The sequence below is a fragment of the Pyxidicoccus caerfyrddinensis genome (assembly GCF_010894405.1).
Lineage (GTDB): Bacteria > Myxococcota > Myxococcia > Myxococcales > Myxococcaceae > Myxococcus > Myxococcus caerfyrddinensis.
The window spans coordinates 274,556-290,862 of sequence record NZ_JAAIYA010000010.1; the positions used below are offsets into that span (position 1 = coordinate 274,556).

Consider the following 16,307-nt stretch of genomic DNA (forward strand, 5'->3'; position numbering starts at 1 on the left):
GCGAGCCCGTGAAGAAGCATGAAGATGCGGTGGCGAAAGACCCGCCCCCTCGGACGGAGCCCCGCGTGCGGCGCATGCGCAGCTTTCCTTTGGATGGAATGTGGCGCGGGGAATGTGAACGCCGGGCCAGCAGGAGACCCGTCGGCCTTCCGGCGGGGGTGCCGGGTTTCCGACAGGGGGACCGCGCGGGCATCCGACACCTGGGCACGCCCTCCGACTGACGCGCTCACGGCATGGGGCTTGCCATGGGCCTCCCCGTCACCGCGCGACGTGCCGCGGCTTCGAGGGGAGAGTCCATGCGACGTGCCGTCCTGTTGTTCGTGGTCCTGGTGGGCGCGCTCGGCGCCCTGCTCGGGTTGCGCATCCTGAAGGACCGCCGGGCGGCGGAAGGGCCCGCGGGCGGCTCGGGCGTGGTGGAGGGCACCGGCGTGGACGTGCGCGCCCGCATCAACGCCCGCGTGCTGACGCGGCACGTGGAGGAAGGCGCCCGGGTGACCAAGGGCGCGCTGCTCGTCACGCTCGACTGCACGGAGCCCGAGGCGGGCCTCGCGGAGATGGAGGCCCGGCTGGCCATGGCCCGAGCGCAGGCGGACGCCGCCCGGGCCGCTGCCCTGGCCGCCGGTCGCAACAGCGAGGCCGTCGCCGCGCAGGCCACCGGCAGCCAGGCGCAGATTGCCTCGCTGGCGGACCAGCAGGGCTTGGCGAAGCGGCAGGCGGAGCGTCTGCAGCAGATGGGCGCGGCCACCACCGAGGCCTTGCTGGACGAGGCGAAGGCCCGGGCCGCGTCGCTGGAGCAGCAACTGGAGGCCGCGCGTCACTCCAGCACCGCCGCCGGGCGGCAGGCGCGGGCCGCCACGGAGCAGGAGCGCGCGAGCCTGCAGCAGGCGGAGTCCGCTTTGCGCGCGGTGGAGGCCGCCGAGGCCACGCTGCGCCGCGCCCGCGTCACCGTGGCGGAGTGCGAGCTGCGCGCGCCCATGGCGGGTACGGTGGAGACGCTGGCACTGGAGCAGGGCGAGCTGGCCCTGCCGGGTGCGGTGGTGGCGCGGCTGGTGGACACGGCCCGACCCAAGGCCACCTTCTACCTGCCCAACGCGGAGCTGGCCGCGGCGCATCCCGGGCAGGAGGCCACGGTGCGCGCGGACGCGTACCCGGACCGCACCTTCCCCGCCCGCGTCGTCACCGTGGCGCGCGAGGCGGCCTTCACGCCGCGCAACGTGCAGACGCGCAGCGATAGAGACAGGCTCGTCTATCCCGTCGAGGTGCACATCGACGCGCCGGAGGGGCTGCTGCTGCCGGGCATGCCGGTGGAGATCACGCTGAGTCCCACGCAGGCGCCGGCCGTGGCGGAGCAGCGGCCATGAGCGATGCGCCGGATGTCGCGCTCGAAGACGTACGCAAGGGCTTCGGCGCCACGCAGGCCCTGCGGGGCGTGTCGCTGGCGGTGGGCCATGGCGAGGTGTACGGCCTCGTGGGCCCGGACGGCGCGGGGAAGACGACGGCCATCCGGCTGATGGCGGGCCTGCTGCGTGCGGACGGCGGCCGCGTGCGGATGCTGGGCGAGGACCCGGCGAATCCCCGCTCCCAGGTGCGCGAGGGGCTGGGCCTGGTGCCGCAGCGCAACACCCTCTACGGCGACCTGAGCGTGGATGAGAACCTCCACTTCTTCGCGCGGCTGTTCGGCCTGTCGAAGGAGGACTTCGCCTCGCGGCGCGAGCGGCTGCTGGACATCACCCGGCTGGGACGCTTCACGGAGCGACGGGCGGACGCACTCTCCGGCGGCATGTACAAGAAGCTGGCGCTGGCGTGCGCCCTGCTCCACCGGCCGCGCGTGCTGCTGCTGGACGAGCCCACCAACGGCGTGGACCCGGTGAGCCGCCGCGAGCTGTGGGAGTTGCTCTACACGCTGGTCCACGACGGCATGACGCTGATCGTGTCCACGCCGTACATGGACGAGGCGGCGCGCTGCCACCGCGTGGGACTGCTCTACGCAGGCGAGCTCATCGCCGAGGGCGGCCCCCGGGAGCTGGCGCGGCAGCACGGCGTGGCGGCGTCCAACTTCGAGGCGGTGTTCCTCGCGCTCGTCGAGCGGCGCAACGGCACCGGCGGGAGGGCCGCATGAGCACCGCCATCGAGGTGGAGCACCTGACGAGGCGCTTCGGCGACTTCACCGCGGTGAACGACGTGAGCTTCACCGTGGGGACCGGGGAGATCTTCGGCTACCTGGGAGCGAATGGCGCCGGCAAGTCCACCACCATCCGCATGCTGTGCGGCTTGCTGAAGCCCACGGGCGGCCATGCGCGGGTGGCGGGCCATGACGTGAGCGAAGAGCCGGAGCGCGTGAAGGCCGGCATCGGCTACATGTCCCAGCGCTTCTCGCTGTACCTGGACCTGACAGTCAGAGCGAATCTCGAGTTCTTCGCCTCCGCGTACGGCGCGCACGGACGCGAACTGGCGACGCGCATCGGAGAGATGCTGGAACGGATGCAGCTCGGCGCCATCCAGGACGAGGTGACGGGCTCGCTGCCGGGCGGCCTCCAGCAGCGCGTGGCCCTGGCCAGCGCGGTGCTGCACCGCCCGCGCATCGTCTTCCTGGACGAGCCCACCGCGGGCGTGGACCCGGTGCAGCGCCGCTCCTTCTGGGCGCTCATCCGCGAGCTGGCCGCGGGCGGCACCACCGTCTTCGTCACCACACACTACATGGACGAGGCGGAGTACTGCGCGCGCATCGGCATCATGGTGGACGGACGGTTGGTGGCGCTGGACACCCCGGAGGGCCTCAAGCGCACGCACGCCCCGGGCCGCGTCCTCGAGGTGAGAGGTCCCAACCTCGCCCACGCGCTGGACGCGCTGCGCGGCGAGCCCGGCGTGCTGGACGTAAGCCGCTTCGGCTCGGGCGCCACGGTGCGGGTGGACCCGGAGCGGCTGACGGCGGAGACGCTCGGGCACTGGCTGCGTGCGCGGGGCGTGGACCCGCTGGAGCTGGAGGAGTCCGCGCCCACGCTGGACGACGTCTTCCTGGCGCTCACCGCCGGGGCGCAACGAGGGGAGGACTGAACCGCCATGGCCACTTCGCACGCACGCCGTACGGTGGGCCGCATTCTCGCCATGGCCGGCAAGGAGGTGCTGCACATCCGCCGGGACATCCGCACCCTCTACCTGGCGCTGGCCATGCCGGTGCTGCTGCTGGTGCTGTTCGGGTTCGGCATCAGCTTCGACGTGGACCACCTGGGCCTGGCTGTCGTGGACCAGGACCGCACCGCGCAGTCACGCGAGCTGGTGCGCAACGTGACGGCATCCGAGGAGTTCATCCTCCAGTGGGAGGGCACGTCCCCGGAAGAAGGGTTGCGCGAATTGCGGCGCGGAAACGCCATCGCCGTGCTGGTGGTGCCCCGGGGCTTCGCCGAGGACGTGGCGGGCGGGGGCGCCCAGGTGCAGCTTCTGGTCGATGGGGCAGACGGCAACACCGCCACGCAGGCGATGGCCAAGGCCCAGGCGCTGGTGGACGCGGCGAGCCGGAAGTTCGCAGCCGCGGCGCCGCGGGCGCCTCCGCTGGAGGTGCGGGTGCGGACGCTGTTCAACCCCAACAGCCGCTCGGCGCTGTTCCTGGTGCCGGGGCTGGCGTCGTACCTGCTGGCCATCGTCGCGGTGCTCATCACCGCCCTCACCGTGGCGCGCGAGTGGGAGCGGGGCTCCATGGAGCAGCTCTTCGCCACGCCGGTGGGACGGATGGAAATCATCGTGGGCAAGCTGCTGCCGTACCTCGGCATCGGCCTGCTGCAGGTGCTGCTGGTGCTGACGGCGGGCGCGTGGATTTTCGACGTGCCGGTGCGCGGCAGCGTGGTGGCGCTGGGGCTGGGGGCGCTGCTGTTCCTCATCGGCATGCTGGGCCAGGGGCTGCTCATCTCCGTGGTGACGCGCAACCAGGTGGTGGCCACGCAGGTGGCGACGATGACGTCCGTGCTGCCGTCCATGCTGCTGTCGGGCTTCATCTTCCCCATCGCCAACCTGCCCCCGCCGCTGAAGGTGGTGAGCATGTTGATTCCGGCCCGGTACTTCGTGAGCACGCTGCGCGGGGTGCTCCTGCGCGGCAACGGTGTGGACGTGCTGTGGCCGCAGCTGCTGGCCATGGCGATCTTCGCGGCGGTGATGCTGACGCTCGCCACGCGCCGCTTCCAGCGGCGGCTGGACTGAAGGGAGGGCGGCACACATGCATCCCCTGGTCGTGCAGTACCGAGCCGTCGTGGTGAAGGAAGTCCGGCAGACGGTGCGGGACAAGCGCGTGATGGCGCTGCTCACCATCGCCCCGCTGATGCAGCTCTTCGTCCTCGGCTTCGCGGTGAACTTCGACGTGCGCCACGTGCCCACGGCGGTGGTGGACCGCGACAACACGTCCGAGAGCCGCGACTACGCGCGCACGCTCCTGGCCGGCGACACGTTGGATTTGAAGGCGGAGGTCCACGACGAGCGCACCGCGCAGGAACTGCTGGAGCGCGGCGAGGCCTCCGTGGCACTGGTGTTCCCCCAGGAGTTCCAGGAGGACGTGCTGCGCGGCACGGGCGCCCAGGTGCAGGCGCTGGTGGACGGCTCGGACCCGGTGCGCTCGGGCGTGGCGGTGGACGCGGTCGCGCGACACGCGGCGCAGCGGGCCGCGCGGCTGATGCAGACGGACGCCGTGGCCCGGGGAGAGCTTCCCATTCGCCCACCGGTGGAGCTGGTGCCGCGCGTCCTCTACAACCCGGAGCTGTCCACGGCGGTGTACGTGGTGCCCGGCATCGCGGCCATGCTGCTGCTCGTCGTCACCACCATCATCATGGCCATGGGGCTGGCCCGCGAGCGGGAGAGCGGCACGCTGGAGCAACTCCAGGTGACGCCGCTCAAGCCCGGCATCCTGATGGCGGGCAAGGTGACGCCCTTCGTCATCATCGGCCTCGTGGACGTGGGGCTCGCGCTGAGCGTGGGCGCGTGGGTCTTCCACGTGCCGCTGCGGGGGAACCTGGGAATCGTGGCGCTGGCCACCCTGCTCTACCTGCTGTCCACGCTGGGCGTTGGGCTGCTCATCGCCACGCTGAGCCGCACGCAGCAGCAGGCCTTCGTCGGCGGCTTCCTCTTCCTGCTGCCGGCGGTGCTGTTGTCCGGGGTGATGACGCCGATTCACGCCATGCCGGACTGGCTGGCGTGGGTCACGTACTTCAACCCCGTGCGCTACTACGTGGAGGTGCTGCGCGGCACGCTGCTCAAGAGCGCGAGCCTCGGCGACTTGTGGCGGCAGGTGGTGCTGCTCGGCGTGTTCGGCACGCTGGTGATCTCGCTGGCCTCGCGAAGGTTCCGCAAGACGTCGGCGTGAGCGCGGCAACGCATCCGGCAAAGCCTCTCACGTGCCTGGCGCCTCGCCCTGCAAAAAGAGAGACATGCCGCTGCTTGCCTGCCTGAGATTTACAGCCTCAATCACAGCAATGTATAGGCTCCCGCGTTTTCCCCAACACACGCGGAAAGATGAAAAATCAATTTGCAGCGCGTTCCGGCCTTTTTTCTGTTTTCCTCTTCTGCGCGCCAGCCCTCGGGCTGAGCGCGTGTGGCATCGAGGGTTCCCCCGGCTCGCAGGAGCCGTCCGACACCTCCGGGCTCATGGTCATGCCACCCGAGGAGTGCCTTCCTCAGGAGTTCCTCACTGCCAGCGGCTCGAACGAGGGCTACTACCCGGACGGGTGCGAGCCACCGCCTCCCCTCGAGCTGCCGCCCACGACGCCCGCCTCCCTCAGCTACACCGCGTACACCACGCAGCCCCTGTTCACCGTGAGCTGGGGATACAGCGATGGCTATGGGCAGTACGTGACGTACGAGCTGGAGGAGCTAGGGAGCACCGGGTACTGGCAGCAGGTCTACCAGGGCGGAAGCACCTTCTTCACGGCCACCGGCCGGCCCCCTTCGGTCTACCGGTACAGGGTCCGCGCGTGTACCAACGCGGGCTGCAGCCCATACCGTGACGGCTCGACGTTGGTGGTCAACCCGCCGCCGGCCATGGACCTGTATGCCGAGTACCCGTTCCTCTACACCCACGACCAGCAGAACGCGCAGTACGCCGCGAGCACGCAGGGGTTCCGAACCGAGTTCGAGCTGCCTCCGGACGCCTCCGTGCCGGGCTACCTGGGTGACTGGGACAACATGAGCTTCAAGCCAGGCACGGTGGATGGAATGCTCCACCTCGGCCAGGGCTTCAATCTGCTCAAGGAGTCCTACGCGCAGATCTGCATCGACACCAACCACCCCGCGTTCCAGATCGTCTCGGTTCCGCGGAACGCGACGGAATTCTTCGCCAAGCGCTCAGTCAGCGTCAGCCACCTGCGCGAGCTGCTCGACGTGGGGCTGTCCGGCGGCATCTCCGCGAGTGGCTCGGACTTCTCCGTCGAAGCCTCCGCGGACAAGAAGCGCTTCGTGGAGCAGATCTCCGACTCCTATCAGGAGTCGGTCGTCGTCAAGTGGGCCCGCGAGGTGGACGAGTGGACCCTCAACACGGTCGCGGATCCGCTGAAGCCGGACTTCGTCACCAACATGCTCATCCCCGGCAACCCGAACGCCCAGGCGAAGTTCCGGGAGCGCTGCGGCGACAAGTACGTCCATGGCCTCACGCGGGGCGCCCGCGTCTACATGGTGTTCCAGTTCGACGCCAAGAAGTACACGTTGGAAGAGCGTGAGCAGTACGGAGCGAAGCTCGAGCTCGCCATCTCGAACGTGGTGAAGGCCACCGGGGCCAGCACCCTCTCGACCGAGACCCAGCAACTGCTGAGCTCCCTGGGCGTCACCGTGGAGGCCTATGCCCTGGGCGGGGACGAGAACGTCCGGTTCCGCATCAACAGGGACAACTTCGTGTCGGAGTACAACGCCTTCATCGGCAGCGTCTCAGCCACCAACGCCGTACTGGTCAAGCAGTCCCTCAGCCACTACGACCATCCCACCCAGTTCCTCAACTACAACTACTTCCAGGTCTTCGCGGACTACCGTATCCCGTTCGAGCAGCTCCAGCGCTGGAACGCCATCGACATCGAGCTGGCGGAGCGCTGCAAGCTGTTCAACTCGTACCAGAGCTACGCGAACTATGGCGATGACCTGGACAAGTGCAGGCAGGGCACCGCGGAAGTAATGATTGCCAAGACGCGCTGCATGGAGACGCTGAGCTGGCCCGGGTGCGCGCATCCCCTGTCCTATTACACGCCCGGTCCCATCTCGAGCTCGCCGGGCCCCCTGCCTGGAAACACCCTGCTCCATGGCTGGCTCGGCAACAACGTCCGCCGCCTGGAGCGGGAAACGATGACCCACACGGGCGACCGTCACGTCAATGGTGGCTTCTGGAACAAGGAGTGCGGGAGCTTCACGGATGACGTGTGCCTGTCCTCCTCCAGCTGCGCCGTGGACTATTTCCGGTCCGACCCCGCGCGTCTCACCCAGGGCTATCTCTACAAGGAGATCCTGTATTCGTCCCCGGGCAGTGGTGGCAGCGTTCAGAGCTACATCTACGGTACGACCTGCATGCGCACGGCGACGACCATCTGCACGTCTCGGTTCGGTAGCACGGTGGCGGACCACAAGTTCGAGCAGGCGATCTATGGCCAGTGCCCGCAGACGCGCCAGTTCGCCATCGTCAACTGAGCCAGCGGGCATCCGGCTGGAAGGAGCATAGACCTTCCACCGACGTGTGAATCGAAAGCCGGTCGCGCCAGCCATCAGGCGCGGCCGGCTCGTTGTTTCAAGAGTGGATCTTCTCGTGGCGGGCGAGCATCGCCACGAGGTCGGAGATGCGGCGGGCGCGGGTCTCCGGCTTCTTCGCCGTCTGCACGCGCCACAGCACGGCGTAGCGGTTGGTGGCGTTCAGCGTGGCGAAGAACGCCGCGGCCTTCGGGTTCGCGGTGAAGGCGGCCACGAGGTCCTCGGGTGCCGTCGCTTTGCTAGGTGAGTCGTAGGCCGCGTCCCAGCGCCCGTCCGCCTTCGCCAGCTCCACCGCCGCGAGCCCGGTGGGCTTCATCTTCCCCGCGTCGACGAGGGCCTGCACCTTCTCGCGGTTCACCTTGGACCAGACGCTCTTCGCCCCGCGCGGGGTGAACTTCTGCAGCCACCACGCGTCGTCGAAGCTCCCCTTCTGGCCGTCAATCCAGCCCCACGCGAGCGCCACGTCCAGCGCCTCCGGGTAGGTCACTGACGGCACGCCCGCCGCCTTCTTCGCGAGCTTCATCCACACCCCGCGCGACGACGCATGATTCGCCGCGAGCCACGTCTCCCACGCGCGCTGGCTCTCGAACGGAACCACGGGCAACTCCCCCGCGGGCGCCTTCTTCACCACGGCATTCTTCGCGGGCGCCTTCTTCACCACGGCGTTCTTCGCGGGCGTCTTCTTCGCGGGCGTCTTCTTCACCACGGCCTTCTTCGTCGCGGGCATCGTCGTCGGGCTCCTGGCGGGAGTGGTCGGATAACACGCCACGCGGCGACCCGCGACGTCCTCAAACCCGGGCCGGGAGGTGTGCTAGGAGGGCCCCAGGAGTTGCAGTTATTTCCTGGAAAACACACATGACTACTGTAGCGAGAAGAGTCGCCGTCCTGTTGTCCTTCACGAGCCTCTGGGCCTGCGGCCCCACGGAGTTCGCCAGCCCCGAAGCATCCCCTGCCCCCGAAGCCGAGGTGCTGGGTGAGACGCAGGAGACGCTGTCCTGCCCCGCGCTCTCGGAGGCCGCGCAGTTCAGCGGGTGCCCCGAGCTGTGCACCATCGTGAACCGCCTGCCGCTGCCCCAGCCCCAGGCGAGCCTGTCGCGCAACATCCTCACCACGGCGCTGGACGTGAAGCTCGACGCGCTGAGCGCCACTGCCACCATCCAGGTGTCGCCGTCGGTCGCGACGGGCCTGTCGCTGAAGGTCGGCAACCTCGCCATCACCGGCGTGCGCAGCCGCTGCGGCACGCTGAAGTACACCGTGCAGGACGGGCAGCTCGACATCGGCATGCCGGTGTGGGCGAGCACCGTCATCGTCGACTACACCTTCTCCGAGACGCCCAACTTCGACGGCTATCTGCCCAACGGCAGCACCTTCACGTGGCCGTCCTTCTGCGAGAACCTCTACCCCTGCCACCCGGCGCTGGCGGACGGCGTGAAGTTCTCGCTCAAGGTGGGCAACCTCCCCGCGGGCAAGAAGGCCGTGTACCCGACGAACATTCCCGGGGACGCCCCGGCCTACATGCTGGCGTGGGCGGTGGGCGACTACACCGAGCTGCGCCTGGGCCGCACCACCGCGGGCACGGAGGTCTCCACCTGGCACCTGCCCGGTGAGGCGGCCGTGGCTGCCGCGGGCACGCTCCACCTGAAGGACGCGGTGGACTTCTTCGAGAAGCAGTACGGCCCGTACACCTTCGGCCGCAAGGTGGGCTCGGTGTCCGCCAACTGGGGCCCCGGCGCGTACGGCGGCATGGAGCACCACCCGTACTGGCACGTGGCATCGGACGCCATGGAGGACAAGCTGGTGCACCAGCACGAGGCCGCCCACGGCTGGTACGGCAACGGCGTGCGCATCCAGTGCTGGGAGGACTTCGTCCTCTCCGAGGGCACCGCCGAATACCTCACCGCCCGCTCCGTGCGCGCCACCGAGGGCACGGAGGCCGAGGCGGCCGTCTGGGTGCAATGGCAGGGCGAGCTGGAGCGCGCCGTGTCGCGGGGTGACACCCTCGCGCTGCCGGATGGCACCTGCAACGCGATTGACATCCTCACCCACCCGCTCTGGTCCAACATCCCCTACAAGAAGGGCGCCTTCTTCTACCGCGCGCTGGAGAAGCAGATTGGCACCGCGGCCATCGACCGCGTGCTGTCCCGCTTCTACCGCCAGCACGTGGGCGGCACCGCCCGCATGCAGCAGCTGCTGGACCTCGTGAAGGCGGAGACGGGGCAGGACCCGACGCCGCTCGCCAACGCCTGGCTGCGCAGCATGGGCATCCCCGCCGAGACGCCCTGAGCGGCTACCGGGGGCCGGACTCCGCGGTGGAGTCCGCGCCCCCACCCAGCTTCTTCTTCAGCGCCTCCAGCCCCTTGCCGCCGACCTCCTTCGCCGCGTTCAGCGTGTCGCCGGCCTCGCGGGCCACCGTGTCCACGGAGACGGTGCTCATGCCCTGGCGCACGCGGTCCATCCAGGCGATGGGCGCGTAGACCTGCTTCGCCTTTTCCGGGCCGAGCACGGTGACGAGGATGTGCTCCACCCCGCCCGCCCGGGCGATGAGCGCCTGGCTGAGGATGACGGCGGCGCGCGCCTGCAGGAAGATGGGCAGCTTCTTGCCGTGCTTGCGCATCTCCTCCGCGTTGGCGTGGATCTCCTGCTGCTCGGTGGCGCCCAGGTAGGGGCTGGCGGCCAGCTTGTCGAGGTACTTCGCGGACTCCTCGTAGCGCTCGCGGCGGAAGTGGATGAAGGCCCAGCCCCACCACGTCAGCTCGTTCTCCACGCCCAGCTTCTCCAGCGAGCCCAGGCCGCGCTCGATGTCGTCCTCCGCGGCGCGCTCGCGCTTGAGCCCCATGCGGTTCCACGCGCGCGCGAAGTAACCGGCGGCGAGCAGCGTCTCCCGGTACTGCGCGGACGTGACGCTCGCCGTCGCGGGGAACTCCTCCAACGGCAGGGCCTCCACGCCGGAGATGAAGGCGTTCAATTCCTCCTCGGCCGCGTAGTGGTAGCCCGCGCCGCAGAACGCGAGGCCGCGGTTGCCCTGGACGGCGGTCCGCAGGCCCGCGGGCCACGCGGGCGTGGGCGTGGAGCGCGACAGCTCGTAGAACACCACCTCCGTGGCGGGGATGCGGTTGCCCCGGTCGGCGTTGTCGAGCACCAGCCAGATGGCGGCGAGGACGGCGTGCTCCATTCCCGCGTCGTAGCCCTGCAGGGGCGCCGGCGCGTCCGGCACGAAGCGGTTCCACAACAGGGGGAACTCGTCCTCGTCGCGCTTCTCCAGCGTCTTCTTCGCCTTGTAGAAGGCGATGCCCAGGTCCAGGTAGATCCGGGCCATCTTGCGGGCGTCCTCCTCGCTGACGGCCTTCTCCGGCAGCTCCCGCGTCGCCGCGGCCGCCTTCCAGAGGGCGGCGACCTCCTCGGGCGCGTTCGGCTGACCCTCGGCGCGGTACGTCAGCTTGAAGGCGCGGTAGGGCACGAGCGCGTAGGAGTCGCGGAGCTTCTTGTCGATCTCCGCTCGCTCCTCGGCGGCCCGCTCGGCGTCCGACTTGCGGCAGCCCGCCAGCACGGACAGGAGCACGAGGAAGAGCGCGGCGGTGGCGCGCACGGTGACAGGGGTGTGGGAGGTCATCGGGAGTGGGACGGTAGCACGCCCTCCCCGCCCCTCGCGGGCCCGCCGGGCGGCGGAGCCCGGGCGCGAAGGCGCGGGCATGCACAACCTCTCCTCCGGGAGCGGAGGACGGCGAACATGACGCACGACGAATTCCTGGCACGAGTCGCCGAACGCGCGGGGCTGTCCGGCCCCGAGGAGGCCTCCCGCGTCGCGCGAGCCGTGCTCGGCGTCGTGGGCGAGCGGCTCGGCCGGAAGGCGGTCCAGCAACTGGCCGAGGACCTTCCCGGACCGCTGGAAGGCATGCTGCGAACCGATGGCCCCGGCCAGGACTTCGACGAAGACGCGCTCTACGCGCGGGTCGCCGGCCGCGAACATGTCCGTCCGGGCTTCGCGGTGGAGCACACGGGCGTCGTCTGCCAGGCGCTGGCCGAGGCACTCTCCGAGGGCGCGCTGCACCGGCTCCACGAGGACCTGCCCGGACCGCTCGGCGCCCTCTTCGCGCCTCGCGAGGCGCGCGAGCGCTTCGAGTACGTCCACGTCGAGGCCACCCACCGCTCTCTCTCCGAGGGCCAGCCGGGAAGCCGGAACCCGCTGTCCGGGGCCCGGCTGGAGCGGGCGCACACGCACTCGGTGGCGAGGTCCGACAACCCGCACGGGGACACCAAGCTCTCCAGTGCCTCCGGATTCACCCAGGAGCGCGAGCACTCGTCGCTGTCCAGCGCCTCCGGCCTCACGCAGGAGCGCGAGCACGCGTCACTGGCGACGGGCCACCCGGGCACGAGGCACGCGCGCGGCGACGAAGAGGACTGACGCCGCGCGCGCCGCCGGGGCCTACCTGCAGAACCAGCCGTTCTGCACCCAGCCCCACTTGTTCACGTTGCCGTAGGCGAAGCCGTAGGCCCACTCACCGCTGGGCGAGTACTTCGTCACCTCCATCGTCTGCCCTTGGTACAGCGTGCCGATGAAGATGCCCGCCGGGGCGTCGCGGACGTACAGGTTCTGCGCGCACACGGTCAGCCGCGGCCCCGCCCACGCGGGAGTCACCTTGAACGCCTGCCACGCACCCACCGCGCAGAGTGCCACCAGCGCCACGCGCGCCACGTACGGCAATACCGCTCGATTCATCGTCATCGTGTCCTCCTCGAAGCGCGGCGGGCTCAGAAGCAGCCAGCGATGGGGTTGTTGGTGCCTTGGCAGCGGGTCATGCACGAGCGGAGCAGGTAGCCCCAGTCGTCCGGCCCGTAGTCGAGGATGACGGCCCAGGACGCAGTGCCCGCGTCCTGGCGGATGCCGACCTTGTCGCCGTAGTACAGCGTGCGGATGGGGTTCTGCGGCCCCGCCGTCGTCGAGTAGTTGCCGTACATCGTCGCGCTCTGACACGTGATGATGGCGTGGTCCGTGTAGACCATCTCCGTCACCGTGCCGCCCCGCTCGTCCGGGCCGTCCTCCACGGTGCGCTCCCCGCCCGCGGCGGGCTCGCTTCCACAGCCCGGCAGTACGGCCAGCAATCCCGAGACACCCATTACGACGGCGCTTCTCCTGAGGCTCATGGCGTCACGTCTCCCTGGAATGAATCCAACGGCGGGAGATCTGTACCGCCTCTCTGGGATGTCTCTCAATGCTTGATTTCCATATTCTTGCAAAATAACCGCCAATTCCCGGGTTCACCGGCACAGGCAGGTGAACCGGGCATTCCGGACCCGGGGTGCGCACCATGTAGGAGAGAGGAAGGCGGTTCCCTACGCGCGGGGGGGCGGGCATGTACCCGGAGAGCAGCTCACACGAGGTCGGCACCCACGACGGGGCATCCCGGCATGTGTCCGGGCGGTTGGAGAGCCAGCTGGATGAGCTTCAGCGGATCATCACCCGCCAGCGCCGGATGGAGGCCCTGCGGCGCACGGCCCTGCTGGACAGCCCCGCCGAGGAGGCCTTCGACCGGTTGACGCGGCTGACGACGCGGACGCTGCACGTGCCGGTGGCGCTCGTCACCCTGGTCGACAAGGACCGGCAGTTCTTCAAGAGCTGCAGGGGCCTTCCCGCGCCCTGGTGTGATGTCCGCCAGACGCCCCTCACCTACTCCTTCTGCATCCACGTGGTGGCCAGCGGGCAGCCGCTCGTCGTCGAGGACGCGCGCGAGGACCTGGTGCTGAAAGAGAACCTCGCCGTGGCTCAGCTCGGCGTGGTGGCCTACGCCGGCTTCCCCTTGAAGACGCCGAATGGCGAGGTCCTCGGCACCCTGTGCGCCATCGACACCGAGCCGCGCGTGTGGACGAAGGATGACCTGGCCATCCTCGCGGACCTGGCGATGTCGGCGACGACGGAGATCGAGCTCCGCGCCACGCGCGAGCTGGAGGGACAGGCCCGGGCCGCGGAGGCCGCGCGCGTGGCGTCCGAGGCCGCGCGTCAGCGCTTCGCCCTGCTGGCGGAGCTGAGCGGCGCGCTCGCGGAGCAGGCGGACCTGGGACGTGCGCTCACCCTCGCCGTGCGCTTGTCGGTGCCCCTGGTGGCCGACGGCTGCGTCCTCGACCTGCTGCAGGCGGACGGACGGCTGCAGCGCGAGGCGGTGGCCCACCTGGACCCGCGCGAGGAGCAGCGGCTGCGCGACGTCTCCGAGCCCCCCGGCCTCCTCGTCCCCGAGGCAGGCGACTCGCCGATGATGACCGGCCACCTCCGCCTGGGAGACCCCGCGGGCTCCTCCATCCGCCTGGCGCTCATGGGGCGCGGCCGGGTGCTGGGCGCCATCAGCTTCACCACCATTCCCCCGCGCCGCCTGGGCGACACCGAGGTGGAGCTGGCGCGCGACGTGGCGCGCCGCGTGGCGCTGGCGGTGGACAACAACCGGATGAGCCACGAGCTGCTCGAGGCCGTCCGCTCCCGGGACGGGTTCCTCTCCAGCGCTTCGCACGAGCTGCGCACGCCGCTGATGACGCTGCGGATCCAATCCCAGTTGCTGCTGCGCATCACCCACGAAGAGAAGCCCTGCTCCGCCAGCGTGCTGATCTCCAAGGCGGAGGTCATCGCGCGGCAGGTGGAGCGACTGGGGCACCTGGTGGACGAATTGCTGGACCTCGCCCGGGTGCGGGAGGGGCGCCTGTCCTATCACCTGGAGGAGCTGGACCTGGGGGAGGCGGTGCGGGAGGTGGCCATCCGCTTCCGCGAGGAGCTGTTGCGCAGCGGCAGCACGCTGGTGCTGCGCACCGAGGGCAGCGCGCGCGGCAGGTGGGACCGGGTCCGCCTGGAGCAGGTGATGACCCACCTGCTGTCCAACGCCATCAAGTACGGGCAGGGCCGCCCCATCACCTTGCTGGTGACGGGGGACGAGCGCACCGCGCGGCTCATCGTCCGCGACGAGGGCATCGGCATCGCGGAGGCGGACCAGGCGCGCATCTTCGAGCGCTTCGAGCGCGCCGTGTCCGAGCAGCACTTCGGCGGCCTCGGGCTGGGGCTGTGGATCGTCCGGGAAATCCTCGCGAGGATGGACGGCACCATCGCCGTGTCCAGCCAGCCGGGGAAGGGCGCCTCCTTCACGGTGGAGCTGCCGCGACGGGTGGCCTCCGAGCCGGCCTCGGTCCTCCACTGAGGGTGGGGGCGGGCAGGCCGCAACCGGGGTGGCGCGGGAGGGGCGCGTGGGTTAGAGCCCCGTCCCAGCATGGCCGCCCTCGTCGACGACGCCTCCCCTTCCCGCTCGGTCTTCCGCCATCGTGACTTCCGCGTGTACCAGACGGCACGCCTGTGCGCGGTGCTCGCCATGCAGATCGAGTCCGTGGCCATTGGCTGGCAGGTGTATGAGCTGACGGGGAGCGCGCTGGCGCTCGGCTATACGGGCCTGGCCCAGTTCCTCCCCTTCCTCGCCTTCAGTCTGCCAGGCGGACAGGTGGCGGACCGGGTGGACCGGCGCGCCATCCTCGCGGTGTGCCAGGGGGTGATGCTGCTGTGCAGTCTGTTGCTGCTCATCTTCACGATGGGGCACATCCGCGACGTGCGCTTCGTCTACGGCGTGCTGGTGCTCTTCGGCACCGCGCGGGCCTTCTACTCACCGGCGGGCTCCGCGCTCACGCCGCACCTGGTGCCGCGCGAGGAACTGACGAAGGCGGTGGCCGTCAACTCCACCACGTGGCAGGTGGCCACCATCGCCGGCCCGGCCGTGGGCGGCATCGTCTATGGGTGGATGGGCGCCACGGGCGCCTACGTCGCATCGGCCTCGTTGTGCGCGCTCACGGTGGGGTGGATTCTCTCGCTGAAGGTGCGCACGGGCAGCGCGTCCACGGAGAAGCTGTCCTTCGCCACGCTGGTGGCGGGACTGCGCTTCGTGCGGCGGCAGCGGGTGTTGCTGGGCAGCATCACCCTGGACCTGTTCGCGGTGCTGCTGGGCGGCGCGGTGGCGCTGCTGCCCATCTATGCGCGGGACGTGCTGCACGCCGGGCCGTGGGGCCTGGGGCTGTTGCGCTGCGCGCCGGCGGTGGGCGCCGCGGTGGTGGCCATCTTCCTCGCCATGCGGCCGGTGGGTGAGCGTGCCGGCTGGAAGATGTTCATCGCGGTGGCCATCTTCGGCGCCGCCACGCTCGTCTTCGGTGTGAGCCGCTCGATGCCGCTGTCGCTGGTGGCCCTGGCGTTGGCGGGTGCCGCCGACATGATCAGCGTGGTGGTGCGGCAGACCCTGGAGATGGTGGTGACGCCGGACGACATGCGCGGCCGCGTGGGCGCGGTGAACATGATGTGCATTGGCGCCTCCAACGAGCTGGGCGAGTTCCGCGCGGGCGCGCTCGCCGAGAGTGTGGGCGCGGTGAACGCGGTGGTGTTGGGCGCGGTGGGGACGCTGATCGTGGTGGGACTCTGGGCGTGGTTCTTCCCGGAATTGCGCGACGTGAACCGGCTCGACTCCGTCCACGAATAGGGCCCCGGGCAGGCCCGGCGAAAATAATCGTCCGCCGGCCTTGCCCGGATTTTCACGCCACGGGTCCAAGTCCGTGTGCCCCCTCCCTGGCTTCGTGGCCTGGGAGGGCGGGCATGGTCA

General features: G+C 70.0%; 14 protein-coding genes. 10 read left to right on the top strand and 4 right to left on the bottom strand.

Annotation, left to right across the window (positions count from 1 at the left end):
• The first annotated feature begins 296 nt into the window (after positions 1-296).
• The 6 genes from G4D86_RS25145 to G4D86_RS25170 all read left to right on the top strand — a co-directional run bounded on the left by G4D86_RS25145 (position 297) and on the right by G4D86_RS25170 (position 7,644).
• The gene (locus tag G4D86_RS25145) at positions 297-1,361 is read left to right on the top strand and encodes an HlyD family secretion protein (protein ID WP_163996557.1); all 1,065 of its coding nucleotides are present in this window, start codon (positions 297-299) and stop codon (positions 1,359-1,361) included.
• On the top strand, positions 1,358-2,119 hold the full coding sequence (locus G4D86_RS25150; RefSeq protein ID WP_163996558.1) for an ABC transporter ATP-binding protein: 762 nt from the start codon (positions 1,358-1,360) through the stop codon (positions 2,117-2,119). The genes G4D86_RS25145 and G4D86_RS25150 overlap by 4 nt, the downstream gene beginning before the upstream one ends.
• Complete coding sequence (locus tag G4D86_RS25155) at positions 2,116-3,054, top strand: ABC transporter ATP-binding protein (protein WP_163996559.1); 939 nt, start codon at positions 2,116-2,118, stop codon at positions 3,052-3,054. Before G4D86_RS25150 ends, G4D86_RS25155 begins: the two co-directional genes overlap by 4 nt.
• 6 nt (positions 3,055-3,060) lie before the next feature.
• Positions 3,061-4,191, top strand: coding sequence for an ABC transporter permease (locus G4D86_RS25160; RefSeq protein ID WP_163996560.1), 1,131 nt, complete (start codon positions 3,061-3,063; stop codon positions 4,189-4,191).
• Between the two features lie 16 nt (positions 4,192-4,207).
• Complete coding sequence (locus G4D86_RS25165; RefSeq protein WP_163996561.1) at positions 4,208-5,344, top strand: ABC transporter permease; 1,137 nt, start codon at positions 4,208-4,210, stop codon at positions 5,342-5,344.
• Between the two features lie 287 nt (positions 5,345-5,631).
• Positions 5,632-7,644: a fibronectin type III domain-containing protein gene (locus tag G4D86_RS25170; protein WP_163996562.1), complete on the top strand. Its 2,013-nt coding sequence runs from the start codon at positions 5,632-5,634 to the stop codon at positions 7,642-7,644.
• Between the two features lie 97 nt (positions 7,645-7,741).
• On the opposite strand, the gene G4D86_RS25175 is transcribed toward G4D86_RS25170, so the two are convergent.
• Positions 7,742-8,428, bottom strand: coding sequence for a YdeI/OmpD-associated family protein (locus G4D86_RS25175; protein WP_163996563.1), 687 nt, complete (start codon positions 8,426-8,428; stop codon positions 7,742-7,744).
• Between the two features lie 128 nt (positions 8,429-8,556).
• Here G4D86_RS25175 and G4D86_RS25180 point away from each other — a divergent pair, with 128 nt between their 5' ends.
• Entirely contained in the window at positions 8,557-9,984 is a 1,428-nt protein-coding gene (locus tag G4D86_RS25180; RefSeq protein WP_163996564.1) for a M1 family metallopeptidase, read from the top strand.
• Between the two features lie 4 nt (positions 9,985-9,988).
• Here G4D86_RS25180 and G4D86_RS25185 read toward each other — a convergent pair whose 3' ends face one another.
• The gene (locus tag G4D86_RS25185; protein WP_163996565.1) at positions 9,989-11,311 is read right to left on the bottom strand and encodes a hypothetical protein; all 1,323 of its coding nucleotides are present in this window, start codon (positions 11,309-11,311) and stop codon (positions 9,989-9,991) included.
• Between the two features lie 117 nt (positions 11,312-11,428).
• Here G4D86_RS25185 and G4D86_RS25190 point away from each other — a divergent pair, with 117 nt between their 5' ends.
• Positions 11,429-12,103, top strand: coding sequence for a DUF2267 domain-containing protein (locus G4D86_RS25190; RefSeq protein WP_163996566.1), 675 nt, complete (start codon positions 11,429-11,431; stop codon positions 12,101-12,103).
• Between the two features lie 21 nt (positions 12,104-12,124).
• Here G4D86_RS25190 and G4D86_RS25195 read toward each other — a convergent pair whose 3' ends face one another.
• Both G4D86_RS25195 and G4D86_RS25200 read right to left on the bottom strand, forming a co-directional pair.
• A complete protein-coding gene (locus G4D86_RS25195) occupies positions 12,125-12,424 on the bottom strand; it encodes a hypothetical protein (protein WP_163996567.1) in 300 nt (99 codons plus the stop codon).
• Positions 12,425-12,450: 26 nt separating this feature from the next.
• A complete protein-coding gene (locus G4D86_RS25200) occupies positions 12,451-12,816 on the bottom strand; it encodes a hypothetical protein (protein WP_163996568.1) in 366 nt (121 codons plus the stop codon).
• A 236-nt stretch (positions 12,817-13,052) separates the two neighbouring features.
• Here G4D86_RS25200 and G4D86_RS25205 point away from each other — a divergent pair, with 236 nt between their 5' ends.
• On the top strand, positions 13,053-14,873 hold the full coding sequence (locus G4D86_RS25205; RefSeq protein ID WP_163996569.1) for a sensor histidine kinase: 1,821 nt from the start codon (positions 13,053-13,055) through the stop codon (positions 14,871-14,873).
• A gap of 69 nt (positions 14,874-14,942) precedes the next feature.
• Positions 14,943-16,187 carry an MFS transporter gene (locus G4D86_RS25210; RefSeq protein ID WP_163996570.1) on the top strand — a complete coding sequence of 415 codons (1,245 nt, stop codon included), beginning with the start codon at positions 14,943-14,945 and terminating at the stop codon, positions 16,185-16,187.
• Positions 16,188-16,307: the final 120 nt, after the last annotated feature.

Bases quoted from the DNA above. Each gene is read 5' to 3' on its own strand.
- G4D86_RS25165 (WP_163996561.1), top strand. From the start codon at position 4,208: ATGCATCCCCTGGTCGTGCAGTACCGAGCCGTCGTGGTGAAGGAAGTC.
- G4D86_RS25210 (WP_163996570.1), top strand. From the start codon at position 14,943: ATGGCCGCCCTCGTCGACGACGCCTCCCCTTCCCGCTCGGTCTTCCGC.
- G4D86_RS25185 (WP_163996565.1), bottom strand. From the start codon at position 11,311: ATGACCTCCCACACCCCTGTCACCGTGCGCGCCACCGCCGCGCTCTTC.
- G4D86_RS25180 (WP_163996564.1), top strand. From the start codon at position 8,557: ATGACTACTGTAGCGAGAAGAGTCGCCGTCCTGTTGTCCTTCACGAGC.
- G4D86_RS25170 (WP_163996562.1), top strand. From the start codon at position 5,632: ATGCCACCCGAGGAGTGCCTTCCTCAGGAGTTCCTCACTGCCAGCGGC.
- G4D86_RS25175 (WP_163996563.1), bottom strand. From the start codon at position 8,428: ATGCCCGCGACGAAGAAGGCCGTGGTGAAGAAGACGCCCGCGAAGAAG.
- G4D86_RS25160 (WP_163996560.1), top strand. From the start codon at position 3,061: ATGGCCACTTCGCACGCACGCCGTACGGTGGGCCGCATTCTCGCCATG.
- G4D86_RS25150 (WP_163996558.1), top strand. From the start codon at position 1,358: ATGAGCGATGCGCCGGATGTCGCGCTCGAAGACGTACGCAAGGGCTTC.
- G4D86_RS25205 (WP_163996569.1), top strand. From the start codon at position 13,053: ATGTACCCGGAGAGCAGCTCACACGAGGTCGGCACCCACGACGGGGCA.
- G4D86_RS25145 (WP_163996557.1), top strand. From the start codon at position 297: ATGCGACGTGCCGTCCTGTTGTTCGTGGTCCTGGTGGGCGCGCTCGGC.
- G4D86_RS25190 (WP_163996566.1), top strand. From the start codon at position 11,429: ATGACGCACGACGAATTCCTGGCACGAGTCGCCGAACGCGCGGGGCTG.
- G4D86_RS25195 (WP_163996567.1), bottom strand. From the start codon at position 12,424: ATGACGATGAATCGAGCGGTATTGCCGTACGTGGCGCGCGTGGCGCTG.
- G4D86_RS25155 (WP_163996559.1), top strand. From the start codon at position 2,116: ATGAGCACCGCCATCGAGGTGGAGCACCTGACGAGGCGCTTCGGCGAC.
- G4D86_RS25200 (WP_163996568.1), bottom strand. From the start codon at position 12,816: ATGGGTGTCTCGGGATTGCTGGCCGTACTGCCGGGCTGTGGAAGCGAG.